The 23095-nt window shown below is 50.4% G+C and carries 29 protein-coding genes and 1 pseudogene; 26 read left to right on the forward strand and 4 right to left on the reverse strand.

All coding sequences use genetic code 11. The features are described from left to right. Nucleotides 1-46 precede the first annotated feature (46 nt). Nucleotides 47-685, reverse strand: a complete 639-nt coding sequence (locus NG665_RS02875; protein ID WP_252673797.1) for a M23 family metallopeptidase — start codon at nt 683-685, stop codon at nt 47-49. A gap of 318 nt (nt 686-1003) precedes the next feature. Between NG665_RS02875 and rpsB the strand changes: the two genes are divergently transcribed. The 5 genes from rpsB to NG665_RS02900 all read left to right on the forward strand — a co-directional run bounded on the left by rpsB (nt 1004) and on the right by NG665_RS02900 (nt 3781). Continuing rightward, complete coding sequence (rpsB, locus tag NG665_RS02880) at nt 1004-1846, forward strand: 30S ribosomal protein S2 (RefSeq protein ID WP_252673798.1); 843 nt, start codon at nt 1004-1006, stop codon at nt 1844-1846. Nucleotides 1847-1873: 27 nt separating this feature from the next. Beyond that, nucleotides 1874-2743: a translation elongation factor Ts gene (gene tsf, locus NG665_RS02885; protein ID WP_252673799.1), complete on the forward strand. Its 870-nt coding sequence runs from the start codon at nt 1874-1876 to the stop codon at nt 2741-2743. Between the two features lie 220 nt (nt 2744-2963). Further along, nucleotides 2964-3128 carry a LacI family DNA-binding transcriptional regulator gene (locus NG665_RS02890; protein ID WP_252673800.1) on the forward strand — a complete coding sequence of 55 codons (165 nt, stop codon included), beginning with the start codon at nt 2964-2966 and terminating at the stop codon, nt 3126-3128. A 120-nt stretch (nt 3129-3248) separates the two neighbouring features. After that, nucleotides 3249-3446, forward strand: coding sequence for a hypothetical protein (locus NG665_RS02895; RefSeq protein ID WP_216402809.1), 198 nt, complete (start codon nt 3249-3251; stop codon nt 3444-3446). 182 nt (nt 3447-3628) lie between these two features. Next, entirely contained in the window at nt 3629-3781 is a 153-nt protein-coding gene (locus tag NG665_RS02900) for a hypothetical protein (protein WP_252673801.1), read from the forward strand. A 700-nt stretch (nt 3782-4481) separates the two neighbouring features. Here NG665_RS02900 and NG665_RS02905 read toward each other — a convergent pair. Together NG665_RS02905 and NG665_RS02910 are read right to left on the reverse strand one after the other, a co-directional pair. Next, nucleotides 4482-4757 carry a hypothetical protein gene (locus NG665_RS02905; RefSeq protein WP_216380386.1) on the reverse strand — a complete coding sequence of 92 codons (276 nt, stop codon included), beginning with the start codon at nt 4755-4757 and terminating at the stop codon, nt 4482-4484. A gap of 39 nt (nt 4758-4796) precedes the next feature. Beyond that, the gene (locus NG665_RS02910; RefSeq protein WP_252673802.1) at nt 4797-5369 is read right to left on the reverse strand and encodes a hypothetical protein; all 573 of its coding nucleotides are present in this window, start codon (nt 5367-5369) and stop codon (nt 4797-4799) included. A 142-nt stretch (nt 5370-5511) separates the two neighbouring features. On the opposite strand from NG665_RS02910, the gene NG665_RS02915 reads away from it, so the two are divergent. The 13 genes and pseudogenes from NG665_RS02915 (at nt 5512) to NG665_RS02970 (ending at nt 14343) form a co-directional block, all read left to right on the forward strand. After that, on the forward strand, nt 5512-5934 hold the full coding sequence (locus NG665_RS02915; protein ID WP_252674075.1) for a terminase: 423 nt from the start codon (nt 5512-5514) through the stop codon (nt 5932-5934). A gap of 22 nt (nt 5935-5956) precedes the next feature. Further along, a pseudogene (locus tag NG665_RS02920) lies at nt 5957-6403 on the forward strand (terminase TerL endonuclease subunit); the annotation flags it as partial. A 181-nt stretch (nt 6404-6584) separates the two neighbouring features. Then, a complete protein-coding gene (locus tag NG665_RS02925; protein WP_252673804.1) occupies nt 6585-7121 on the forward strand; it encodes a hypothetical protein in 537 nt (178 codons plus the stop codon). A 15-nt stretch (nt 7122-7136) separates the two neighbouring features. After that, nucleotides 7137-7613 carry a hypothetical protein gene (locus tag NG665_RS02930; protein ID WP_216380398.1) on the forward strand — a complete coding sequence of 159 codons (477 nt, stop codon included), beginning with the start codon at nt 7137-7139 and terminating at the stop codon, nt 7611-7613. A 60-nt stretch (nt 7614-7673) separates the two neighbouring features. Beyond that, nucleotides 7674-7952 (forward strand): hypothetical protein, encoded by a 279-nt coding sequence (locus NG665_RS02935; protein ID WP_216452588.1) that lies wholly within the window; start codon nt 7674-7676, stop codon nt 7950-7952. Between the two features lie 910 nt (nt 7953-8862). Further along, on the forward strand, nt 8863-9024 hold the full coding sequence (locus NG665_RS02940) for an IS3 family transposase (protein ID WP_252673609.1): 162 nt from the start codon (nt 8863-8865) through the stop codon (nt 9022-9024). Nucleotides 9025-9157: 133 nt separating this feature from the next. Next, nucleotides 9158-9304, forward strand: a complete 147-nt coding sequence (locus NG665_RS08715) for a hypothetical protein (protein WP_353888248.1) — start codon at nt 9158-9160, stop codon at nt 9302-9304. A gap of 64 nt (nt 9305-9368) precedes the next feature. Next, complete coding sequence (locus NG665_RS02945; protein WP_252673805.1) at nt 9369-9620, forward strand: integrase core domain-containing protein; 252 nt, start codon at nt 9369-9371, stop codon at nt 9618-9620. Between the two features lie 782 nt (nt 9621-10402). Beyond that, a complete protein-coding gene (locus NG665_RS02950) occupies nt 10403-10687 on the forward strand; it encodes a hypothetical protein (protein WP_216402757.1) in 285 nt (94 codons plus the stop codon). Nucleotides 10688-11010: 323 nt separating this feature from the next. Further along, nucleotides 11011-11787, forward strand: a complete 777-nt coding sequence (locus tag NG665_RS02955) for an electron transfer flavoprotein subunit beta/FixA family protein (RefSeq protein ID WP_252673806.1) — start codon at nt 11011-11013, stop codon at nt 11785-11787. Further along, the gene (locus NG665_RS02960; RefSeq protein ID WP_252673807.1) at nt 11787-12659 is read left to right on the forward strand and encodes an electron transfer flavoprotein subunit alpha/FixB family protein; all 873 of its coding nucleotides are present in this window, start codon (nt 11787-11789) and stop codon (nt 12657-12659) included. Before NG665_RS02955 ends, NG665_RS02960 begins: the two co-directional genes overlap by 1 nt. A gap of 80 nt (nt 12660-12739) precedes the next feature. After that, complete coding sequence (locus tag NG665_RS02965) at nt 12740-14041, forward strand: FAD-dependent oxidoreductase (protein WP_252673808.1); 1302 nt, start codon at nt 12740-12742, stop codon at nt 14039-14041. Continuing rightward, nucleotides 14041-14343, forward strand: a complete 303-nt coding sequence (locus tag NG665_RS02970; RefSeq protein WP_252673809.1) for a ferredoxin family protein — start codon at nt 14041-14043, stop codon at nt 14341-14343. The genes NG665_RS02965 and NG665_RS02970 overlap by 1 nt, the downstream gene beginning before the upstream one ends. A gap of 8 nt (nt 14344-14351) precedes the next feature. On the opposite strand, the gene NG665_RS02975 is transcribed toward NG665_RS02970, so the two are convergent. Then, entirely contained in the window at nt 14352-15866 is a 1515-nt protein-coding gene (locus NG665_RS02975) for an MFS transporter (RefSeq protein ID WP_252673810.1), read from the reverse strand. Nucleotides 15867-16099: 233 nt separating this feature from the next. On the opposite strand from NG665_RS02975, the gene NG665_RS02980 reads away from it, so the two are divergent. Genes NG665_RS02980 through NG665_RS03015 form a run of 8 tightly spaced genes read left to right on the forward strand, consistent with a single transcriptional unit; the run spans nt 16100 to nt 23087 of the window. Next, nucleotides 16100-16483, forward strand: coding sequence for an RNA-binding S4 domain-containing protein (locus NG665_RS02980; protein WP_252673811.1), 384 nt, complete (start codon nt 16100-16102; stop codon nt 16481-16483). 35 nt (nt 16484-16518) lie between these two features. Next, entirely contained in the window at nt 16519-17259 is a 741-nt protein-coding gene (pyrH, locus tag NG665_RS02985) for a UMP kinase (RefSeq protein ID WP_252673812.1), read from the forward strand. Nucleotides 17260-17268: 9 nt separating this feature from the next. Continuing rightward, nucleotides 17269-17826, forward strand: a complete 558-nt coding sequence (gene frr, locus NG665_RS02990) for a ribosome recycling factor (RefSeq protein ID WP_252673813.1) — start codon at nt 17269-17271, stop codon at nt 17824-17826. Between the two features lie 50 nt (nt 17827-17876). Further along, entirely contained in the window at nt 17877-18722 is an 846-nt protein-coding gene (locus tag NG665_RS02995) for a phosphatidate cytidylyltransferase (RefSeq protein WP_252673814.1), read from the forward strand. 45 nt (nt 18723-18767) lie between these two features. After that, nucleotides 18768-20057: a dual-specificity RNA methyltransferase RlmN gene (rlmN, locus tag NG665_RS03000; protein ID WP_252673815.1), complete on the forward strand. Its 1290-nt coding sequence runs from the start codon at nt 18768-18770 to the stop codon at nt 20055-20057. Then, nucleotides 20050-20601 (forward strand): cell division protein DivIVA, encoded by a 552-nt coding sequence (locus NG665_RS03005; protein ID WP_252673816.1) that lies wholly within the window; start codon nt 20050-20052, stop codon nt 20599-20601. The genes rlmN and NG665_RS03005 overlap by 8 nt, the downstream gene beginning before the upstream one ends. Continuing rightward, the gene (gene dxr, locus NG665_RS03010; protein ID WP_252673817.1) at nt 20601-21830 is read left to right on the forward strand and encodes a 1-deoxy-D-xylulose-5-phosphate reductoisomerase; all 1230 of its coding nucleotides are present in this window, start codon (nt 20601-20603) and stop codon (nt 21828-21830) included. Before NG665_RS03005 ends, dxr begins: the two co-directional genes overlap by 1 nt. A gap of 6 nt (nt 21831-21836) precedes the next feature. Further along, the gene (locus tag NG665_RS03015) at nt 21837-23087 is read left to right on the forward strand and encodes a M50 family metallopeptidase (protein ID WP_252673818.1); all 1251 of its coding nucleotides are present in this window, start codon (nt 21837-21839) and stop codon (nt 23085-23087) included. The last annotated feature ends 8 nt before the right edge of the window (nt 23088-23095 follow it).

A 23095-nucleotide genomic window follows, 5' to 3' on the forward strand; every position in this document is an offset into this window, starting at 1 on the left:
CGGAAAGAGCAGTACCTGGCAGATGCTATGGTTCGATGAGGTTTTCCTACTCCAGCAAAATTATTGCACCTTCCAAAAGATGGAGCGGATTAAGATAACGATTTAGAGCGCGCTTTGCTCCCCAATGCAAGCAGGTGTGCTCTGGGCAATGGCCCGGCTCTACCGTTGCAATTATTTGGTCTTGTTTAACGCGTTGGCCCGCTGTAACTAGTGGAAGAACTGGTTCATAGGTGGTGCGAATACCATCTGGATGCTCGATGGAAACAACGCTTCGATCATTGATGCGGCCCGCATAAATAACCATGCCATCTGCCGGCGCAAAAACTGAGCCGCCAGTATCTATTTTTAGATCCACGCCACGATGGCCCGGTAGCCAGTTATGTTCCGCGATCGAAAAATCTCTTAGTACCTCAGCCGGGCTACCAGTGGGCCATAAATACCGCAGTGTTTTTCTGCCACTGCCACCATCAACCAGATCAAGGCTGCGGTCAGTATCAATTCGATCAAACTCGATGCGATATGGCGGAGATTGAGCCTCGGATATAGCAGCCGGTGCCTGCGCCGGGAAACTCAAGTTTTCTGAGATAGAGGGCTGCTCGGTGCGTGCGGTGGGAATTGCCAGCGTAAGAGCTGTAACAGCGCCGACGGCGCCAGCCAAAGAAAGAATCTGACGTAAATAAACCATATAGCTAGTATTGGTGATGAGCTGGGAGTACCGCGTAATTTCCGGGAAACTGTGGATATCTTTGCGGGAAGGTGTAAGGGTGGACAATGTTGCCAATACCACGCTGCGAAGAAACAGCGTTAGTCGCACTATTTCGCGTATTCAGCTAGAATGAACAGGCTATGAAAATAGCAAATACACGCGCGTATTTGCCGAAAGGCCTGCAGTGCATCGGTGCTTATGTTGTGCTGGTTGGCGCGCTAGAGTTTATTGGCAATCCGGTCAGTAAACAGTAACCGTAACTATGCGCAGGATATCTGCGCCTGAGAAAGGACGACCATGGCAGTCGTTTCTATGCGCCAGCTGCTTGAAGCTGGTGTCCACTTTGGTCATCAGACCCGTCGTTGGAACCCAAAGATGAAGCGTTTCATCTTGACCGAACGCAACGGCATTTACATTATTGACCTTCGCAAAACCGTTGACGATATTAACTCCACCTACGATTTCGTGAAGGAAACCGTTGCACACGGTGGAAACATCCTTTTCGTTGGTACCAAGCGCCAGGCTCAGCAGCCAATCCGCGAACTTGCTGAGCGCGTTGGCATGCCGTACGTCAACGAGCGTTGGTTGGGCGGTATGCTCACCAACTTCTCCACTGTGGCATCGCGTATTCAGCGATTGAAGGAACTTGAACTCATCGATTTCGACGACGTCGCTGGTTCTAAGTTCACCAAGAAAGAACTGTTGATGATGCGCCGCGAGAAGGAAAAGCTCGAGCGCACTCTTGGCGGAATTCGCGATATGGGCAAGGTTCCTTCCGCGATCTGGATTGTCGATACCAACAAGGAGCACCTCGCTATTGCTGAGGCTAAGAAGCTCAATATCCCAGTTGTTGCCATTCTTGACACAAACTGTGATCCAGATACCGTCGATTATGGAATTCCAGGAAACGATGATGCTATCCGTTCCATCGAAATCCTCACCAACGTTGTAGCTGACGCAGTTGCAGAAGGCTTGCTCGCTCGTGGCGGTGGCAAGAACGCTGAAGAAGATCCAATGCCTGAATGGGAGCGCGAGATGCTCGCAGCGCAAAAGGCTGAGGAGAAGGCAGCGGAAGAAGCCGTAGTGGAAGCAGCTCCTGCTGAAGAAGCTGAGTCCACAGAAGAAAAGACTGAAGCCTGATCTTAGGCATACTGGAAGGTAAATTCTATGGCAAACTACACTGTTGCTGATATTAAGGCTCTTCGTGAGAAGACCGGCGCCGGCATGCTCGATGTCAAGAAGGCTTTGGCTGACGCTGACGGCGATACCGCTAAGGCTGAAGAACTGCTACGCCTAAAGGGCCTCAAGGTTGCTGCAAAGCGCGAAGGCCGCACCGCAAGTGCAGGTCTTGTTCTTTCTAAGATTGTTGACTCTGAGGAAGGCCAGACCGGCTACATTCTCGAAGCTAACTCTGAGACTGACTTCGTTGCAAAGAACGAAAAGTTCATTGCTTTCGCTGAGGAAATTCTCCAAGCCGCTGTTAACTCCAAGTCCACCTCCGTTGAGGAACTCCTTGGTGTTGCACTCGAAGAAGGCACTGTTAAAGATCGCATTGACACCTTCACCGGTGTTATTGGCGAAAAGCTTGCAATTAGCTCCCTCGAAGTTCTCTCCGGTGAGCATGTTGAAGCTTACATGCACCGCACTGCAACCGATCTTCCACCACAGGTTGCGGTTCTCGTAGCTACTGACAAGGCTGGCAGCGAAGTTGCACACGATGTTGCAGTTCACGTTGCAGCTATGAATCCACAGTACTTGGCCGAAGCAGATGTCCCAGCTGAGGTTGTGGAAAACGAGCGTCGCATCGCTACCGAAATCACTATCGCAGAAGGCAAGCCAGAAGCTGCCGTGGCAAAGATCGTAGAAGGTCGCCTCAAGGGCTTCTTCAAGCAGATTACGCTTGTTGATCAAGCATTTGCTCGTGATCCGAAGCTCTCGGTTGGTCAAGTTGTTGACGCTGCTGGCGGCAAGGTCACTGGTTTCAAGCGCGTTCGCGTAGGCGAAGCTGCTGCAGCAGCTGCCAGCGACGCTGAGTGAGCTAGAAGCTAGGAAACTCTTCGGAGTTCAACATAGCTTATAGCTAGATACTTACTCTCAATAATGGCGAGGTTGAAAAACCTCGCCATTATTGTTTCTATTCGCGGGACACCCACTCCGATAAGGTTTTGAGATTGAGCAGGACCTTTCGCAGGGGAGGGTAACTTGCGACTTATTGGTGGCATATATACTCCAAGGTACTAATTGTGATGAGAGTGTTGTGGAGCGACGTGTTGTTATGGCCGACGTTGCCAAGCTTGCTAAAGTATCTTCGCAAACTGTCTCACGCGTGTTGTCCGGTAAAGGCACAGTCCGCCCAGAAACTGAACGGCGCGTGCGGAATGCTATCGAATATTTAGGCTATCAACCTTCCATTGCAGGGTAGATGCTGGCTTCAGGCACCTCAAAAGCCATCGGTATGCTCACGATTGGTAATCTTCCCTATGGTCGTATGTAGGCGTTTTATGCCTTTGAACGTCTGGCGTGCGCCAACGGACATTACGTTATGCCGGCAACCTTCACATCTTATGAAATCGATGATCTAATCGAGGCTATTCATTACTTTCGCCAGGCAAGCATCCGGTCACTGGTGATCGTCGGACAGCGCGTTGAATTAATGAAAGAAATCATCCCGCACATCAAAGTGTCCACAGTTGTCGCAATAAATACTGATCTATGGTTTGATCACCTCTCGGTTGTGTAAATAGATCAGGTTACGAGCATGTCAAAAGATACGCTCATACATATGGGGTGCGGGTGCGGATCATATTGTTCTCCTTTGTGCCGGAGATTCCCGACGTCGATGCAATCTTGCGTCAGCAGGCTTATGCTGATTTTGCGAACGTTGAAGTGTCCTAGGTTTTCTTGCGTTTGAGAGGATGGGAAATGTTTATCATGCCGAAGAAATTTGTTTCGGATGCTAAGGGTCGGGTTGTTCGTCTTATTGAAGATCGGATCCTTGCAGAAGGACTAACTATTAGTGCTGCGTGCCAGGTTGTGGCACTTAAGCTTGGGGTTTCGTGGTACTCGGGGCGTTAATGGGTTCAATAATCACGGCGTTCGGGTGGGGTTAGACGGGCTTAAGAAGAGGTTATTACGGAAAATGCTCGGCTGGGCCGAGAAATCTAGGAGCTACGTGATACGAATGAGGTCAGATAAGCTGCGTCAGCTTTTTTCGCGTCCGAACTTGGCTCGTGGGTGTTGGGAAATGATTGCGTTTATTGATGAACATAAGGATCGTTTCGCATGTAGTGTTTCATGTGCGTGACGTTGAATTAAGTATCGTGAGGGAGGATTCATTACCTTTCGTGGCTATTGTTATGCCAGGTCGGTTCTGTTAAGCGCTCGAGCCAGACGTGATAGTGATCTTGTGAGGATTATGCGTGGATATTCATGCCTCGAATTATGGTGTGTATGGGGTGCGTAAGATGTGGCGTGCTTTAGGGGGTGTGAAGTGTCCCAGGTTTTGTTCCGTTTGAGTAGATGGGCATAGTCTGGACTATGCCAAAGAAATTTGATCAGGATGCGAAGGACCTTATCGTCCGCACGGGTGAAGACCGTATTCTTGGCTAGAGGGCCTGTCGTTGCAGGCGCCTGTCAGGTGGTCGCACCCAAGCTGGGTGTCTCGAATCTCTATCGGCTGTCTGCTCCTCAGCGGGCGGGGCTCGCCGTAGACAAAAACAGCGAATCAAACAGGATATTACCTGCTTGATTCGCTGTTTTTAGATGACAACAGAATTTATAGGTTTTTGCCATTGTTCTGGGAGGGGCTATGGAGCTTTCTGTTACGCTTTTCTCGACGGTCTTTAAAGATGGTGATCGCGAGGCCGCCGCATAACACCAAAAGTCCAACGAGGTAGGAAATGACAAACTCTTTCAAGCCCGCGTGACTTCCGCTGATAATCCAGTCGATGCCGCCAAGATATAGTGCAAAAGGTAACGGGATGGCAAGAATGACTGTAATCGTAAAGGCGAGAGCGAGCGGTTTAGGTAAAACCTTATTATTTCTTTTCATCTATTTTCACCAAATTTCCCCTAAGGCGCATTTCCCGACTTACCATGCGATCTGGCCAGGTAATCCTCCCGGCAAGGCCTTGGCGGCAATCTTTTTAATCACAAAGGAGGCCCCTTTTTTTCCAAGAAGTCTTGTTAGGTTGCGGTGCATAATAGAGGAGGCAACTTTCCATTGATGTGATTTTAGGGCGTTACGGACTTGACTATCGAACGCCCTCTTAAGAACGTCCAATCCGAAGCTTTGCGCTAATCCGCTACCTACGCATGACGCGAAAGAGTTCCAGTCTTGTGTCGTTATGGTTCCTGGACGTATAGGAGCATCAGAACCCACTATTAAACTATCGTAAGCGCCCTTATCTCCAAACTTTGCAAAGTCTTCACTCATCTGATTGAGGAGATAAACTGTTTCCGGATCATCAGTGCCAAAGAGTAGAATGTCCTGCACAGACGGCTCCGGATAGCGTGCGGATGACTCAGCTTGGATTGTCGTACCGTGAAGCGATAGGCTCTGGTTGGATGAATGTAGTTCTGTCGCGTTGGCACTACCTGTTGACCCGACTGCAAGAAGGATTGCCAGAATTGTAGCAACTGCCGATTGGACTGCCGACTTCATTGTTGGTATGGTGTTTACTTTCAGTTCTCTTCATACTTCAATACTTCGACCTTAAGTTCAGCTTCGTTCTTGTCTCAAGCGTCGAAAAGGTAGAGTTAGTATGTAGGGAAAATTTTAATATTAATCGAAGATTTAGTCTATTATATCTAAAGATGGCACCAGCCGAGGTGTCCGGCGTGTGCGAGCGGGAGCGAAGCTTGATGCGTTGAATGAGAAGCTCGCAGCAGGCCGCTCGGCTACTCGGCTGGAAGATCCACTCAATGAGCCATTCGACTTCATTGGTGCCGATATTGGTGATGGTGTGGTGCTTGCTGGTGAAGTGATGCCCGAACCGTCGGATTATCTTTCTGAGGTTCAGCGTGATAATAAACCCCTTGGTGCTGAGCTAGTTTACCGGGAAACGTGGCAGTGGCTTGATGTACGTGGCTGTTCGCAGTTTGTGGCCCCGCGCTTGATTGAATCGTATGCGCAGGTGAATGTGTATTGGTATGAGATTTATAAGATTGTGCGCGCTACGTGTACGAGTGAATATTCGGGCGGCACTGTACTAGGTACTCAGTGCTGAGGCGTATGTGATTGCATCATGATTTTGGAGATCGCAAGACAATCTCAAACTCCGCGTTGTCCGTGGCCACGTGTCCTATGACCTGTGGTAGCAGCAAGGTTTTCTGCAGATCGCGGAAGGTAATGTAGTCCACTACGGCGCGATTGAAGGCTTCATCGAAGGGCTCGGTTTTTCCGTTGTACCGTTCGGGCAGGGCTTCAAAGACATGAGTCCACCGCCGAAAGAACTGATGAAACTCGCCCTCGAAGGATGGCTCGCTCACGGCGCCCATCCGGTCCTGTCGTGGATGGTGGGCAACATTTACGTGCGTACCGACCCGGCCGGCAACATCAAACCTGAAAAACAAAAACCCACCGAGAAGATCGACGGTGTGGTCGCTACGATCATGGCACTCGACCGTGCAATCAGATGCGGCCAAAGAACCATGAACGGCAGCATCTACGATCAGCGTGAGCTACCTGTTTTGTAGGATAACGAGAATTTCCCGTTTACAGCACAATGTGAGATACGTTATTATATTAATAACGGTATTTAAGCAACGAAAGTTGTTGCGCAAATGCTGTTTCACTGCAGCGAGCACTGGCGCTTACTGCGGCACAGAGGTTGCCGACATGATGCCGACAACGAGATAAATATAAAGGAGGAGAAAAATGAAAATCCGCAATATGGTTATTGGGGCCTCTGTAAGTTTGGCACTCGGATTGGCAGGTACCGGTGTAGCTGCTGCTAGCGTGAGTGAGGGGAGCGGTATTTCGATTCCAGTAGTCTCGACATCGGTTAACTTAAATTCGACTTCGCCTTCGCTGAGTGACGCAGAACTTGACCGTCTTATTCTGGCGTTAGATAGAGTTCCAGAAAACTTAAGGAATGCGAACCCGAGGACAACGCCGAATTATGAGGGGCAGCTTTCTCGAACGCTGAACGGAATGAGTGTTGGAGGGATAGCTACTCGAGCATCGTGGTGGCAGTGTGGTGGTGAGGTAGCAAGTATAATTTTTCAGTATGGCCTTCCTGTGGGCAAAGTACTCAAATGGTTGAAAGAGGCACGGAAAATTTGGGGTGGTGTAAGCGGCATTTGGAGAGCCATTAAAAGTGGAGCAGCCCTTGCTGAGATTGGCGAGGAAGGTGCTCAAGCTCTCGAGATGATCCTCGGATTTGATGGGGTAATTTCCGCTTGCTTCGGGTGAGAATGGAGAAGTGATATGGATACTTCGTGGAAGCCTGTCCCGTTTTCTTACGCCTGGTGGGGGCATATAATCACCGGATTTATTATTGGTTTATGTGTTTTCATAGTCTCTGGCATTGTGTTTTGGCTAATACCCTACAAGATGCCTGTGCGTCTATTGATAATTATTGTGGGATTAAGCGTGGTTGTTTGCGAAACACTATCGACCATGTTTGATCAGTTTTACGCAAGAAAAAAGAAACATAATTCTCCAGGTGGTTGGCGACCCATATTTGTAAAGCTTTTTCTGTTAGCAATTACCTATTTCGCAGCGTCGTACGTGCTAATTAGCTCTCTGGCGTCGGCAGGGATCATGGTAGTGCTCGCAATAGCTGTGGAGCTGGTATCTGTCATCTTGCTGAGGGTTTGGGAACCGGGGATGAATGATGAAGAAATACGTGAAGCATGGCGAGGTACCGCAGAGGCCGCTAAACGGGTGATGATGGAAGAGTGAGGCGTGGATGCTGTGACAAAAGATGTAGAGGAATTGAACCTTGATTGATTGGAAGTAGCAATGGACGCAGGCGATTACGATGCCCAATACAATATGCTCGAAACCCGACGTAAGAAAGCCACCAAGAAATACGCACGTACCGTTGACGAAATCACCAACCGTCAAAACCGTCTCGCACAAGCTAAAGCAATACACGACTACCTCGCCCCCCAATCACCCCTAGAATACTCCGACGACGCATGGAATCTACTCGTCAACCATGCAGTAGTCAACGAACACGGCAGTATCCACATTGTGTTTAAAGCCCAGGAACAATATGTAATCGCATCTAAAGGCTAGAGCAATGGAACCATCTGTTTAATTACCAACCATATCTATAAATGTTTTTTGGTTCTTCTAATTTTCCGTATTCAACCATTAAGACGCTCATTTTGATACAAAAATTTGGGCCAGGGATTAACCCCTTGGGACGTGTTTTCTTTGGAAATACGTGGCTTTCAAAGGGTTTTCTTTTCCTGCGGTATGGCATTAGTCGGTGTAGTTAATGGCTGGTAAGCCGTGAAAACTGAGATGCGGGGCGTTCTTGACCGAGAACACCGATATTTTTCCCGACGGGCAAGATGTATTCATATCCGGAACCCTCAATGAAGCTTCAACACCAATAGTGATTGAAGCTACCAACGTTGGTCTACCAGTGATCTAGGGGCGTAATGAAGTGTCCTAGGTTTTCTTGCGTTTGAGAGGATGGGAAATGTTTATCATGCCAAAGAAATTTGTTTCGGATGCTAAGGATCGGGTGGTCCGGCTTGTCGAAGATAGGATCCTGAGCGAGGGGTTGACTATCTAGGCTGCTTGCCAAGCTATAGCACCCAAGCTTGGGGTTTCGTAGTACTCGGGGGTGGCAATGGGTTCAACAATCACGGCGTTCGGGTGGGGTTAGACGGGCTTAAGAAGAGGTTATTACGGAAAATGCTCGGCTGGGCCGAGAAATCTAGGAGCTACGTGATACGAATGAGGTCAGATAAGCTGCGTCAGCTTTTTTCGCGTCCGAACTTGGCTCGTGGGTGTTGGGAAATGATTGCGTTTATTGATGAACATAAGGATCGTTTCGCATGTAGTGTTTCATGTGCGTGACGTTGAATTAAGTATCGTGAGGGAGGATTCATTACCTTTCGTGGCTATTGTTATGCCAGGTCGGTTCTGTTAAGCGCTCGAGCCAGACGTGATAGTGATCTTGTGAGGATTATGCGTGGATATTCATGCCTCGAATTATGGTGTGTATGGGGTGCGTAAGATGTGGCGTGCTTTAGGGCGTGCCTGGATCATGATTGGGTGTGAACAAACAGCTAGGTTTATGTGTTTAGCCGGGTTGTTAGGCAAAGGTAAAGGCCGATCCTCGGTGGTGAGTTGACTAAGAAGATGTGAAGATACTCGTCTTGATTTAGTTAATCGTCATTTCTGTGCCGTTAAACCCGGCTAGTTATGGGTGGGGCGATATTACGTATGGTCGAACACGTCAGGGGTTTGTGTATGCGGCTTTTGTTGTGGATGTTTTCAGCCCTAAGATCGTGGGGTGGGCGTTGTCGGATTCTATGCGAACCCAGGCTTTACCACTACAGGCGTTAAACCAAGTAATTGCTTGTGCGAAGGAGGTCAGCGGGCTAGTAGATCATAGTGATCATGGTTCCTAGTACGCTTCGATTGTATATAACGAGCACCTAGCACAGGGGAGGGATTATTCCCTCAACCGGTAGCGTGGGTGATAGCTACGATAATGCTTTAGCTGAGAATGTCAATGGTTGTTATAAAAACGAGCTTATTCATCCTCGTACATGGCAAGACGTACTCGAAGTGGAAATCGCTACTTTTGAATGGGTAAGTTGGTGGAATAAGACACGGCTACATCAAGCACTCGACTACCGCACACCACTCGAAGTTGAAAACGACTACTGGCACACCGTTAACACAACACAGAAAATACAAACACCAACCAGGGCAAAAGCCTAGGAAGAAAACCCGGTACACTTCACTTGCTGTGTTGTTCCAAGACTTTATTCAGTATGAAGCTTCACTTCGTGAGAATGTAGGCTTCGGGCGTATTGAGAATCTAGAAGATACTGAAGGTGTCCTAGGGGCAATTCAACGAGCTCAGCTCATGGATGTAGTTGAACATCTCCCTAAGGGGATTGACACACAACTTGGAAAATGGTTTAGCAGACGGTCTGCAACTGTCTGACGGTGAATGGTAGCGTGTCGCGCTTGCTCGGGCTTTCTTCCGTAATACTCCGATCATCGTGTTGGACGAACCAACGGCTACGCTTGACTCCCATGCGTAGGAAGCAGTTTTTCAACAGATAAATGACGAAGCTTCACAAGCTACGAAAATCCTTATTTCTCATCGTTTTTCAACAGTGCGTATGGCAGACGAGATTTTAGTCATCGGTGAGGGTCAGCTCCTAGAAAGCGGAAGGCATCATGCTTTAGTGTCAGCCGGTGGAGTATACGCTCAGATTATGCTACTCAGGCGAAAGGCTACAGCGATCGTGAGGCTGACTCGGTATAGCTTGTATCGCGACCTTGTTGTCGCAGGTGGAGGTACAGCGGAATGGACCTACAGGCAGTGTGCAGGATCGATGATAGTCAGAAAGTGTTGATGAACTATTTTCCCCTGCTTGCCAGAATGCCCATACGCAAGACTGTGGCTGAGTGGCTCTCAGTTCACCATCTTTTGTCACCCCGAGGGAGCGTATTGCTAGAATAAGCTGAAACCAGACGAAAAGGAGGTATGCGTGTTCTGGAAGAAAAGTCTTGAGACTCTTCGCCAAGAGCTCGACGAGGTCAATCGCGAAATCGCGAATAATCCGTTATCTGAAAGCTCTGTTTCCAAAGCTAGTGCGTTGATCGAACAATTCAAAGAAGAAGGACGTGAAGCACATATCGATGACGAGCTAGCTAGCCGCGGACTGCCAAGCGCTGAGGAAATCGGAAAACTTATCGTCCAGCATTCGTTCGGCCTTGCTCGGTTGAATAAGAAACGTATCAAACTCGAGACGAAGCTAGCGCAGCTGAGCTAGCCATTTTGCTCAGCAATTGTCGAAACCCCTCGGAGCGTCACGGCCCGAGGGGTTTTCCATCAGGCCAGGGCCAGCATCAGCCCTGCAACAGTTCCTGCCTAACAACATTTCCAGCCTAGCAACAGTTCTTGCCCGCCAAAGACCCAGCCCATCGTAGTACCAGCCCGCCCAAGGTTTAGCGACTAATGCCACCGTAGTCCCATGCCTACTATCTGCCGCGACCCGGTAGAATAGTTCTAGTTTTAAGCGGTACTCGGCGCTGAACCGGCGTCGTTATCGAGAACGCATAGCATATTTAGTCCGCGATACTAAGGAGCACATTCATGAGCGTGGTTGTTGCCTACAAGTACACCACGAACCCGCAAGATGCTCGGGTGAGTGAGGATGGAACAGTTGATTGGTCACGTGCAAAACCAGCAATGAGCGATTATGATCCAGTAGCGGCACAGGTGGGCAAAGAGCTCGCCGCCAAGCTTGGTACTGAATCTATCGGTATCAGCGTCGGGCCAGCTGTTATCGGTGGTTCGATGGCGCGCAAGAACGCGATGTCTAAAGGCTTTAGCCGCGGATTGATTTTGGCTGACGATGAAGCCACCGATCTCAACCCAACCCAATACGCACAGCTACTTTCCCAGCTCGTTACCCGCATCGCAGATGCCACCATTGTTATCACCGGCGATGCCTCTATCGATAATGGTGCTTCCATGACTTCGGCAATCCTCGGCGGTTACCTTGGTTGGCCAACCTTCCAGCAGGTGGAAAAGATTGAGCCACAAAGCGATGGATTTGTCCTTACCCAGCAGGTTCCCGGCGGTAGTCGTAGGGTGGAAGTTGCTGGACCAGTTGTTGTTGCGGTGACTTCGGATGCGGCACGCGTCCCTGCGCCGTCGATGAAAGAAATTCTCGCTGCCGGAAAGACGCCAGTTGAGGTTGTTTCGATGGCTGACGTCGAATCAGCACCTGCTGGTGTAACGATCACCGGTCACGCCAAGCCAGCTGAGCGCGAACGCAAGCGCATCATTTTTACTGGCCCAGACGCTGTTAATGAACTCGTTCAAGCCCTGCGCACAGACGGCGTACTCGACGGAAAGGAAGCCTGATGGCAACCACTTGGATTCTTACCTCCACTGGAGAAATCGCTGACCTGGTTGAACTTGGCCGTCAGCGCGGTGACGGCATCACCGCCGTCGTCGTTGGTGACGCAGACGTTGCGGGCGTAGATTCAGCGATTACTATAGCTCTCGACGCCGATATGCCGGTTGAAGCCTTAGCGCCAGTTGTTGCACAAACTGTTTCAGCAGGTCCCGACGACGTCGTACTCGTAGCAGATACGCCACCAGATCGCGTTTTGGGCGGGGCAGTGGCTGCCAAGCTTAATGCGCCAGTGCTTACTGGGGTGCAATCACTAGGAGCCCATACCGCCCAAGTTTCACGATTTGGCGCCATCACGTTACAAACAGTCCAGTTCGATGGTCCAGTTGTTGGCGTTCACGCCGGCGGTTCAGCGATCGAGGGCGAAGCAGTAGCGCCACAAAGCGCTACCGGTCAGCCGTTGCCTGCGCGCGTCAGCGCCTACGACGTCAGCGAAACCTCAGATATTGATATTGCGCATGCTCAGCGTGTGATCTGCGCTGGTCGCGGTTTCGAAAACAAAGAAGATCTGCAGCTCGCACAGAACCTCGCAGACGCCTTGGGTGCCGAGCTCGGCGTATCGCGCCCGTTGGCAGAAGGCTACGGTTGGATGCCGCGCGAAAGCTACATCGGCGTCTCAGGTCAGATTGTTGCGCCGGAACTTTATGTCGCTATCGGTATTTCCGGCCAGATTCACCACACTGCTGGCGTGACTGATTCGCAAACAATCGTGGTAATCAACAACGATGAGCTGGCAACGATGTTTGATTTTGCTGATTATGGCATTGTTGGTGATCTATACCAGGTCTTGCCAGAACTCACTGCCGCACTAGCTAACTAGGTTGCGGCTTTTGGGTTCGGTACTGACTCAGCTAACACCGATTAACTAGTTCTACGCCGGCAATATGTGAAAGAAGCTTGATGGATATCGAATACGATTTTGACGTTATCGTGGTGGGAGCTGGCATTGCTGGCATAACAGCAGCGTACTTGTTGACAAAAGATGGGCACGAGGTTTTGTTGGCAGAACGCGGTAACGAACCGGGGGAGAAGAATCTCTCCGGCGGGGTTTTCTATTCGCGTGTGATGGATGAGATTTTCGAAAATTTCTCCACCCAAGCACCCGTTGAGCGTTCGATTACCCGTAACGTATTGACCTTGCTGAATGCTGAGTCAGCTGTGTCAGTGGACTATTGGGATGCGTCGCTTGCCGAGCCAACAAATGCGGTAACAGTTTTGCGCGCCAAGCTAGATCCGTGGCTTGCCGAGCAGGCAGAAGAAGCCGGTGTGACGGTGATGAACGGAGTCAAGGTCGATGAGCTGGTCAAGAGCGAATCGGGTGCAGTTTGCGGTATTCGTGCCGGCGAAGATGTGTTGTATGCGAAGATCGTCGTCTTGGCTGATGGGGTAAATTCTTTCCTCGCTCGTAGTGTGGGCTTGCGTCCGGCGCCAGCTCCTGCCCATCTTGGAGTGGGAGTGAAGTCAGTTATTCGTATCGGTGAAGACGCGGTGAACCAGCGTTTCGGAGTCAGTAGCGACGACGGCGTTGCCTACGCGCTCGTTGGTGATGCCACCCGCGGTGTACCAGGCGGTGCGTTCCTTTATACGAATAAGGATTCGATCAGTTTAGGCATCGTGGTCAATGTTGCTGACTTAGCAAAATCCGGGCACGACGTCGTTGATCTCCATGATCACCTTCTTACCCATCCGTTCATCGAGCCACTTATTGCCGGCGGTGAGGTACTCGAGTACGGTACCCACATGGTTGCCGAAGGTGGGCAAGCAATGGTCGGCCGCCTCGCGTTCGACGGTGCGGTGATTGTTGGCGATGCCGGCGGGTTTACGATCAACAACGGTTTTGCTATTCGCGGCATGGATTTAGCTGCTGAATCGGGACGCTGCGCTGCTCAGGCAATCGGCGTCGCGTTGCGCGCAGGAGATTATTCGGCAGCCGGATTGGCGGCGTATGCGGAAAATATTGCCGCATCGTGGCTGGGTAAGGATATGGCTACGTTTAAGAAAGCTCCAGAGCTTCTTGCTAGCACGCCAGAGCTCTACGGTCAGTTGGGGGAGTATGCGGCTAGCGCGTTGCGCGGTGTTTACCGCATGGATCAAACTCCGCGTAGGAAGCTCTCCTCTCTCATAGTTAAGAAGATGAAGGCATCCGGGTTGAGCGTGTGGAAGCTCGCGAAGATTGTTCGCAAGATTCAAGGAGGTCTGTGATGGCTGAGAGCAAGTTTTCACTTCCGCCACTCAATCGACGCTTGGCAGGCAATGCCTACGAAACAGATGATGGAAATTCGCATATTGAAATCCATCAAGAAGCATTGGCAGCGAGCGGCTTTGCAGATACGTTGATCCGGATCTGCCCGGCGAAGGTCTATTCGAAGAATCCTGATGGTACGGTTGCTGCCGAATACGCTGCCTGCCTTGAGTGTGGCACGTGTTTAGCTCTAGCTCCATCTGGAACGTTGAGTTGGCACTATCCGGAATCTGGGATGGGGATCAGCTACCGCGAAGGCTGAGGCCTAGTTTAGCGGATTGGTTTAGGAACTCGGCGCAACATGACGAATGCCGATGTTGCGGTGAGTGAGGCTAAGAACGTGACGAGTCCTAAGGCTAGCAACATTCCAGCTAGCCAGTTCGGGCTGGTAGATCCGAGGTTTTGACCTGCGAAAAATACGCCAGTGACCATTGCGATACTGATGGCTGTGGCCATGCGTTGTCCGGTTTGGAGGAAGCCGCCTGCAATGCCACCGTGTGCTCGCGGCACGTCCATCATTGTTAGGGTCTGGTTGGCAGCCCCGAAGGCGCCGAAAGAAAAGCCTTGGAACGCCAGCGGCAGGGTAGCCCACCAGAAGTTTGCACCGTGTTCGATTTCCCAGACGATGAATGCCAGAGCCACCGAGGACAATACGATGATGAGTGTACAAAGAACTTGGATTACACCGCCGTTATCGTAGGCTCGTCGGCCACTCCACATCGCTCCAATTGCAGAAAAAACAGCATTTGGCAAGGTTAGGAGTCCGACGTTGAGTGCGCTTACTCCGATACCGTTTTGTAGGTAGATCGCGACGATCGCCATGATCGCTGGGCCGGCTAAAAAGAAGAGCGAACCGGTTAGAGTTCCTAGTCCATAGCTGGGCAGTTTAAGAAGATCGAGATCCATCATCGGATAGTGCCCGCGTGCCTTATAGCGTTTTTCCCACGCTATCCAGGCCACGCCACCGACAACACCGAGGGGGAGCAATATCCAGAATGTAGGTGTGGGGTGGATAAAGGGCAACATAACGAACAAAACAGCTACCGTGAGCAACGTTATGCCCACCGGATCGATATCGATTTTTTCGCGCCGTTCGACGACGGTGTTGCCGGCTGCTATTTCCTGGTCGCGATATTCTTGTTGGACAGCTTCGTGATCTGGTCCGAGCGTGCGGCGTTCTTTTCCAAACGGTAGCCATCGAGCGCCGAGGATAAGCCCGAGAACACCTAGCGGTACGTTGACTGCAAAGCCGCCACGCCAGCCTAGATCATTGCCGAACCAGCCAATGAGCAAGCCAGAAAGAATAGGCCCGATTGCTACTGATATCGAAACAACTAGGCCGAATAATGCGAATGCTTGGGTGCGAGCTTTGCCTTGAAAGTATTGCACAATCAATCCGGTGGTTTGTGGTGAAAGTATTCCAGCGCCCAGTCCTTGGAAAACACGCAAGATGTTGAGCGTCATGGTGGTTTGAGCCAGGCCAGCGGCTAGAGATGCGAGGGTGAATAACACCAGTCCGATCATAAATAGCGAAGAGCGTCCGAAGATATCGCCGAGTCTGCCAGCGGGAACAAGGATCACGCCGATAGCGAGGGTATAACCAGAAAGCACCCATTGGACTTCCGACGGTGAAGATCCTAGCGCTTGGGTCAAGGCTGGGAGTGCGTTATTTACTGAGCTTACCTGAACAAGAGCCATCATCAATGGAATGAGGAGAACGGCAAGTAGTTGGCGGCGATCATATATGCGCGGTGATCCAGGAACGCTAAATTCATGTGGTGCCATCGTTTACTCCTCTAAGTGCCGTGATCTTCATATCGCAGTTCGTCCAGCTATTATCGAGCTGATTCGAAACCTGATGTAGGTTAAGAATGTGGTGTTATCGTGCTCAGATATCGATTAACACGGCGTTACTTTTTATCTTTTTAACACTTTGAGTTTAGTCTATTTAGATTTCAACTAAAGTGTTGGTGGGCACAATGTTGTGGTGATTTTCCTGACCATTTAGGGTAGATGTTATGAGTGAGTCGGTTCGAATAGATCTGTGGTTGTGGTCGGTACGCCAAACCAAGACGCGCAGCCTTGCCACAAGTGAATGTAAAGCCGGGCATGTGCGTATCAACGGCAATGTAGCCAAACCGTCGTCGCCAGTAAAAATAGGCGACGAAGTGCGCTACCGATTCCAAGGGTTTGACCGGGTCTTGCAGGTCAGTGCGCTGATAACCAAACGCACCAGTGCCACCCAAGCACAACTTTGTTACATAGATAAAAGCCCGCACCGCCCCAAAGTCTATGTTCCACTGTTTACCCGGGAGCGCGGAACTGGGCGACCAACGAAGAAAGAGCGACGCGAATTGGACCGAATTCGTCGACGTGATTCTAACTATGGTCACATAGGGTAGAATTTGGGTAGCGTGAATTAGAGGAAAGGTAGTCTATGTCTTCTCAACCAGCTCCACACGGTACTCGCCGTGTTTTACTCAAACTCTCTGGCGAAGTGTTTGGTGGTGGCGGCATTGGCCTCGATACCAAAGTGTTGCGTCGAACTGCCGAAGAAATCGCCGAAGCGGTGCGTGCCGGGGTGCAGGTCGCCGTCGTCGTCGGTGGCGGAAATTTCTTCCGTGGCATTGAACTTCAAGAAAACGGAATGGATCGAGCGCGAGCAGATTATATGGGAATGCTGGGAACTGTGATCAACGCAGTGGCTTTGCAAGATTTCCTTGAGAATTCAGGTATTCCATCGCGAGTGCAAACCGCGATCACCATGAGCCAAGTTGCTGAGGCATATATCCCGTTGCGTGCTATCCGTCACCTGGAAAAAGGGCGCGTCGTTATTTTTGGTGCTGGTGCTGGAATGCCTTACTTCTCTACAGATACAGTCTCTGCCCAGCGTGCACTTGAACTCCACTGTAACGAATTATTGGTTGGTAAAAATGGTGTTGATGGCGTCTATACCGCTGATCCGCGCACCGATCCTAATGCCGTGATGCTAGCGGAACTGACCTATGAGCAGGCATTGCGAGACCACCTGAAGGTTGTCGATGCTGCAGCATTTTCGCTGTGTCAAGATAACGGAATGACTATGCGCGTTTTTGGGATGGGTACCCCAGGAAACGTGTCGCGCGCGCTACGCGGCGAAAAGATCGGTACCCTAGTGACATCAACTACCAACAATTGAGGAAAAATAATGATTGACGAAACACTGCTTGAAGCTGAAGAGAAGATGGGTAAAGCGATTGAGGTTGCCCACAACGACTTTTCTAAAATCCGCTCTGGTCGAGCAAATCCAGAACTATTCACATCGCTGGTTGTAGATTACTATGGTGCGCCAACCCCACTCCAACAGTTAGCAACTGTTTCGGTACCAGAAGCGCGCACCGTTCTTATCTCTCCATATGATCGTTCTGCTATGAAAGATATTGAGCGCGCTATTCAAGAGTCAGACCTTGGCTTAAACCCAACCGATGATGGGCAGGTGTTGCGGATTAATCTTCCGGCGCTAACTGAAGAACGTCGTCGCGAATACGTCAAATTGGCAAAAACTAAGGGTGAAGATGCGCGTATTTCTATCCGGGCTATCCGCCGTAAGGCCAAAGAAACGCTAGATAAGATCAAGAAAGACGGCGATGCGGGTGAAGATGACGTCGAGCGCGCGGAAAAAGAACTTGAAACCCTGACTAAGAAGTATGTTGATAAAGTGGATGCGCTTCTTGAATCCAAGGAAAAGGAATTAATGGAGATCTGATTTTGGCCGTTCCAAGCTCAACAAAAACCTCAACTTTTCTTAGCCGCCTCGTGCCGCACCCACCGCGGCCGCCACAAGAGGTGACCTCGCGTGCAGGTAGAAACGTCCCGGCGGCAGTTGCCACTGGGCTGGGATTGTTGAGCGTGGTGGGCCTATCCTTGGCATACAAGATCGAAATCTTTGTTGCTTTGGCGATCGCGTTTATGGTTGCCGGGCTCTGGGAGATTGCGGGTGCATTTCTTGCACGCAACATACGGATCCCGTTTATTCCGTTGATCATTGCCGGAGTAGGCATGATGTTGGCAACATGGTTTTGGGGTTTGGAAAGTGGCCTGATCGTTTTTGTTGTTGCCGCGCCACTGTCAATGCTGTGGCGAACATATATGCCTAAAGGCAACGCCCTTACAGATGGCGTTGCTGGGGTTTTTGCGTTGGCATGGATCGGGATATTTTCCATGTTTGCCCTCGCTTTGGCTGCACTCGAACATGGTGCATTTGCTGTTGTGGCCTTGGTTTTGCTTCCTGTTGCTTCCGATACCGGTGGGTGGCTTGCCGGTATTACGTTTGGCAAGCATCCCATTGCGCCCTCGATTTCACCGAAGAAATCCTGGGAGGGATACGTCGGATCCACTCTCGGGGCACTGCTCGCTGCATTTCTCACCGTCTGGTTAGGGCTTGGTTTGCCTTGGTATGCAGCGGTAATTATCGGATTAACCATCCCGATATTTGCTACTGCTGGTGACTTCTCGGAGTCACTGTTGAAACGTGATCTTGGCGTTAAAGATATGGGATCTATCTTTCCAGGCCACGGTGGCGTCCTCGATAGGGTAGATTCATTGTTGTTTTGCGCGCCAATTCTCTACGTGGTCCTCACCTATGGATTCGGCTTGAACTAGCCAGAGGCAATTGAGGGCGCAGTTGAGGGGTTGTGAAGGACTGGAATGAAGAAAACGAAACAGGTTTTACCACGAGTTGAGCAAGGGCCACGGCCATCATTGTCATTTACTGCTCAGCGACACGGGAAACCACCACGCCATTTGGTTGATCTATCGCGCACTGAACGCCGGGAACTGGTAGCTGATCTTGGTTACCCACAGTATCGTGCCGATCAGCTATCGAAACATTATTTTGAACATAACTGTATCGATCCGGAACAGATGAGCGATATCCCGCAATCCCAACGTTTAGATCTTGTGCAACAACTCCTCCCGCCACTTATCACAAAAGTTCGTGATCAGGTAGCTGATCAGGGCAAGACGATAAAAACGTTGTGGAAACTTTTCGACGGGGCAGTTGTTGAATCTGTGTTAATGAAATATCCCGATCGAGCCACCTTATGTATTTCTTCGCAGGCTGGTTGCGGAATGGCGTGTCCGTTTTGTGCTACTGGCCAGGCGGGTCTGACCCGCAATCTCACCACAGCTGAAATTATCGAACAGTTGCGCTATGCACGCCAAGCAGCAGCTGAGGGTATTTTTGGAGAGCCTGTTCGAGTATCAAATGTGGTCTTTATGGGAATGGGAGAACCACTGGCGAACTATCGCGCCGTGCGAGATGCGTTACATCGCATGATTGATCCTGCGCCGGAAGGTTTTGGAATGTCAGCACGCAACGTGACTGTCTCGACTGTGGGGCTAGTACCTGTGATCAACAAACTTGCTGACGAAGGCTTGCCGGTGACGTTAGCTGTATCGTTGCATGCTCCTGACGATGGGTTGCGCGATGATTTGATTCCGATTAATTCGCGCCACAAGGTTGGCGAACTTTTAGATTCTGCTCGCCACTATTTTGTGCGAACTGGACGCCGAGTCTCTATTGAGTACGCTTTAATTAAAGATATGAATGACCACCAATGGCGTGCCCAATTACTTGCTGCCGAGCTCAATTCGCGTGGGCGGGGTTGGGCGCATGTCAATCCGATTCCGCTAAACCCTACACCCGGTTCGATCTGGACTGCTTCAACTGCCCACGCTACTGATACTTTCGTCAAAACATTGACTCGCGCCGGAATTTCGACCACTATCCGCGATACTCGTGGTTCAGATATTGATGGTGCCTGCGGGCAGTTGGCAGCTGAAGTCGTTGATCGTGACCATGTATCGCGCCGAGCTGCACAAGCCCAAGCAGCGGTGGATGCTCGTATTGATGCTCACCGCCATCAACCGCAAGATTTTGATTCAACACTGGCAGCAATTTCTGCCACACATAATGGAGATGACGACGATGAGTGATACTTTCTCGAGGGTCGGTTGGCTACATTCTGGGTATAGCCCGGCTGAGGTTGATTCATTTTTTGAGCGTGCAAAACTCGCTTACGATAATGCTAGTGAACACTCGCAAGAGTTTACCGAGGCAAGCGTGCGAGATGTTTCTTTCCCCTGGGTGCGCAACGGCTATCATGCTCAGCTTGTCGATGCAGCTTTAGATCGGCTCGAACGAGCCTTTGTGCAACGACGCCGAGCTATCTGTGTGCGTGATCAAGGTGAAGAAGAATGGGTCCGCATGATTTATGATCGGGCAACTAGCTTGTATCCGCGTTTGCGTCGCCCACAAGGTAAGCGGTTTGCGCATCCGAAGCGGCATGGGTATTCAGTTAGCGAAGTAGATCAGCTCATTGAGCGTGTGATCGCATTCTTTGATAAGGCGCAACCTTTGAGTTCCAATGAAGTTCGCAATATAACTTTTACCCGGGCAAAGGGTGCGGATGCCTACGAAGAGAGCGTCGTGGATGTCTTCCTTGACCGGGTCGTTTCGGTATTGATGAGCGTTGAGTAATGCGTGACGTTATTATTCTTGGGTCTACTGGTTCTATCGGCACCCAGACTCTTGATGTTATCGCCCGCCACCGTGACCAATTCCAGGTGCGTGCGTTGGGGGCAGGAGGCAATCAGCTCGAACTCTTAGCACAGCAGGTGGCATTGTTTGAACCTGACGTTGTTGGGATCGCAACTGAAGCGAAGCTGACAGAATTTAGCCAGCTTTGGTCCCAACGCTATAGTGATCGTACGATGCCACATCTTGTGGGTGGCAGCCAGGCAATGGTTGAGCTCGCAAGACTAGGTAGTGGATTTAGCATAAGTGATTCTGATGTTGTCGTTAACGGTATAACAGGATCAGTTGGCCTGTTACCTACCTTAGCTGCTTTGCATTCTGGAGCTACGCTCGCATTGGCAAATAAAGAATCCCTAGTTGTTGGTGGCGCTTTGATCGCCGATGCGATGTCATGGCCTGGCCAGATAGTGCCAGTTGATTCTGAACATTCTGCTATCGCGCAAGCCTTGCGATCTGGACGCCATCACAAGGGTCTGACCTCTCCCATTGTGGATGGTTCTAGCGAAGTTTCGCGTATTATCCTTACCGCTTCGGGAGGCCCGTTCCGGGGGATGAGTCGCAGTGAACTCAGCGATGTGACAGCCGAACAAGCCTTGAATCATCCAACATGGTCGATGGGCCCGGTAGTTACTATTAATTCTTCAACGTTGATGAACAAAGGGCTTGAACTTATTGAAGCAGCCTACTTATTCGACGTCGAACCAGAAAATATTGTCCCAGTAGTTCATCCACAATCTATTATTCATTCAATGGTGGAGTTTCGTGACGGATCAACAATTGCGCAAGCCTCACCGCCAGATATGTGCTTGCCGATTGCATTGGGGCTTTCCTGGCCACAGCGTTTGCCGAATATCGCCACTCCCAATGCCTGGGATCAGCCGGTAGCCTGGAGGTTTGAACCACTCGATCATGAGGTTTTCCCCGCGGTTAGGTTAGCTCAAACTGCCGTTGCGGCCTCTACCTTGCATCCGGCAGCACTTAATGCAGCTAACGAGGAATGCGTTGATGCTTTTCTTGCAGGAAAACTGCCCTATCTAGGTATTATTGATACAGTGCGTGAGGTTTTGGAAACATTGGATTTCCCATGCGGTACCGACGTCGAGACCGTTCTTGATACTGAACGTCGTGCCCGCGAATATGCCCACATGTTGATGTCTCGCCGAGCGAATTAAGGACGGATGGCTGGGATGCTTCCTGGAATTTTATTTATGATTGTTGGCCTTGTGCTTTCTGTGGCGATCCACGAGTTAGGGCACTTAATTCCAGCAAAAAAGTTCGGCGCAAAAGTGAGCCGATATTTTGTGGGATTTGGGCCAACATTGTGGTCTACTCATAAGGGCGGAACTGAATGGGGAATCAAGGCGATCCCACTGGGTGGATTCGTTTCGATTTCTGGAATGTTGCCACCAGCTGGGCCACACACTGTTATTACGAAGAAAGATGGCTCGCTGACGTTAGCCGAAGAAGCGCGCCGGCAATCAGCCCAGGAATTTGATGACCCGGCCCAACCGGGTGCTTTTTGGCGTCTACCTGCGCGATTGAAATTCATTGTGATGTTCGGTGGCCCGTTGACGAATCTAGTATTGAGTGTTTTGTTACTCGCTGGGGTTACGTTAGGTATCGGATTGCCACATGCCTCAACCACCATTGCTACGGTGGCTGACTGTGTTGATTCTACGATCTCTTGTACTCCAGCTCCGGCGCGGGACCGCATCGATCCTGGCGATCGAATCATTTCCTGGGGAAAAACTCAAGTAGATTCATGGCAAGAAATCCAACAGGCGATTCTCGCCCACGGCAGCGAGCCGATCGACGTCGTTCTCGAGCGTGCCGGGAAGAAAGAAAGCGTCGAAGTTACCCCAGTTTTGCGTGAGTTCACAGATAGTAGTGGGGATGTCATAACCAAGCCGTATGTGGGCATTGGTCCAGTTATTGATCGGCAGCCCGGTAGTATTGCCGATGTTCCTCATCAAGCATGGCAGATGGCTAGTGGAACAGCGAAGATTCTGCTCCAGCTTCCGATGAAATTGTGGGACGCAGCATCAACTTTAGTAACTGGGGAAAAGCGTAGCCCAGACTCTGTTGTCGGTTTAGTGGGCATTGCTGATGTTGCCGGATCAATTAGTGCCACCCAAGCACAAAATTATGGATTCGTTGATCGACTCGCGGACTTGTGCATGCTACTCGCAGGGCTGAACATGACGTTATTCATCTTTAATCTCATCCCGTTGTTGCCGCTAGACGGCGGGCACATTCTAGGTGCGATCATCGAAGGAACTCGCCGGAAAATCGCATTCGCTCAAGGAAAACCAGATCCCGGAGCTTTCGATACTGCCCGGTTATTGCCAGTGAGCTATGCCATGATTATGTTCTTTGTTTTTATGACTATCTTGCTTATCGTGGTAGATATTGTTAATCCCATCGTGTGAGAACTGAT

The organism is Arcanobacterium pinnipediorum, assembly GCF_023973165.1.
GTDB lineage: Bacteria > Actinomycetota > Actinomycetes > Actinomycetales > Actinomycetaceae > Arcanobacterium > Arcanobacterium pinnipediorum.

Bases quoted from the DNA above. Each gene is read 5' to 3' on its own strand.
- NG665_RS02935 (WP_216452588.1), top strand. From the start codon at position 7,674: ATGGACGCAGGCGATTACGATGCCCAATACAATATGCTCGAAACCCGA.
- NG665_RS02975 (WP_252673810.1), bottom strand. From the start codon at position 15,866: ATGGCACCACATGAATTTAGCGTTCCTGGATCACCGCGCATATATGAT.
- NG665_RS02875 (WP_252673797.1), bottom strand. From the start codon at position 685: ATGGTTTATTTACGTCAGATTCTTTCTTTGGCTGGCGCCGTCGGCGCT.
- NG665_RS02900 (WP_252673801.1), top strand. From the start codon at position 3,629: ATGTTTATCATGCCGAAGAAATTTGTTTCGGATGCTAAGGGTCGGGTT.
- dxr (WP_252673817.1), top strand. From the start codon at position 20,601: ATGCGTGACGTTATTATTCTTGGGTCTACTGGTTCTATCGGCACCCAG.
- NG665_RS02960 (WP_252673807.1), top strand. From the start codon at position 11,787: ATGGCAACCACTTGGATTCTTACCTCCACTGGAGAAATCGCTGACCTG.
- NG665_RS02965 (WP_252673808.1), top strand. From the start codon at position 12,740: ATGGATATCGAATACGATTTTGACGTTATCGTGGTGGGAGCTGGCATT.
- NG665_RS02895 (WP_216402809.1), top strand. From the start codon at position 3,249: ATGCCGGCAACCTTCACATCTTATGAAATCGATGATCTAATCGAGGCT.
- NG665_RS02910 (WP_252673802.1), bottom strand. From the start codon at position 5,369: ATGAAGTCGGCAGTCCAATCGGCAGTTGCTACAATTCTGGCAATCCTT.
- rlmN (WP_252673815.1), top strand. From the start codon at position 18,768: ATGAAGAAAACGAAACAGGTTTTACCACGAGTTGAGCAAGGGCCACGG.
- rpsB (WP_252673798.1), top strand. From the start codon at position 1,004: ATGGCAGTCGTTTCTATGCGCCAGCTGCTTGAAGCTGGTGTCCACTTT.
- pyrH (WP_252673812.1), top strand. From the start codon at position 16,519: ATGTCTTCTCAACCAGCTCCACACGGTACTCGCCGTGTTTTACTCAAA.
- NG665_RS02930 (WP_216380398.1), top strand. From the start codon at position 7,137: ATGGATACTTCGTGGAAGCCTGTCCCGTTTTCTTACGCCTGGTGGGGG.
- NG665_RS02905 (WP_216380386.1), bottom strand. From the start codon at position 4,757: ATGAAAAGAAATAATAAGGTTTTACCTAAACCGCTCGCTCTCGCCTTT.
- NG665_RS03005 (WP_252673816.1), top strand. From the start codon at position 20,050: ATGAGTGATACTTTCTCGAGGGTCGGTTGGCTACATTCTGGGTATAGC.
- tsf (WP_252673799.1), top strand. From the start codon at position 1,874: ATGGCAAACTACACTGTTGCTGATATTAAGGCTCTTCGTGAGAAGACC.
- NG665_RS02980 (WP_252673811.1), top strand. From the start codon at position 16,100: ATGAGTGAGTCGGTTCGAATAGATCTGTGGTTGTGGTCGGTACGCCAA.
- frr (WP_252673813.1), top strand. From the start codon at position 17,269: ATGATTGACGAAACACTGCTTGAAGCTGAAGAGAAGATGGGTAAAGCG.
- NG665_RS03015 (WP_252673818.1), top strand. From the start codon at position 21,837: ATGGCTGGGATGCTTCCTGGAATTTTATTTATGATTGTTGGCCTTGTG.
- NG665_RS02970 (WP_252673809.1), top strand. From the start codon at position 14,041: ATGGCTGAGAGCAAGTTTTCACTTCCGCCACTCAATCGACGCTTGGCA.
- NG665_RS02955 (WP_252673806.1), top strand. From the start codon at position 11,011: ATGAGCGTGGTTGTTGCCTACAAGTACACCACGAACCCGCAAGATGCT.
- NG665_RS02925 (WP_252673804.1), top strand. From the start codon at position 6,585: ATGAAAATCCGCAATATGGTTATTGGGGCCTCTGTAAGTTTGGCACTC.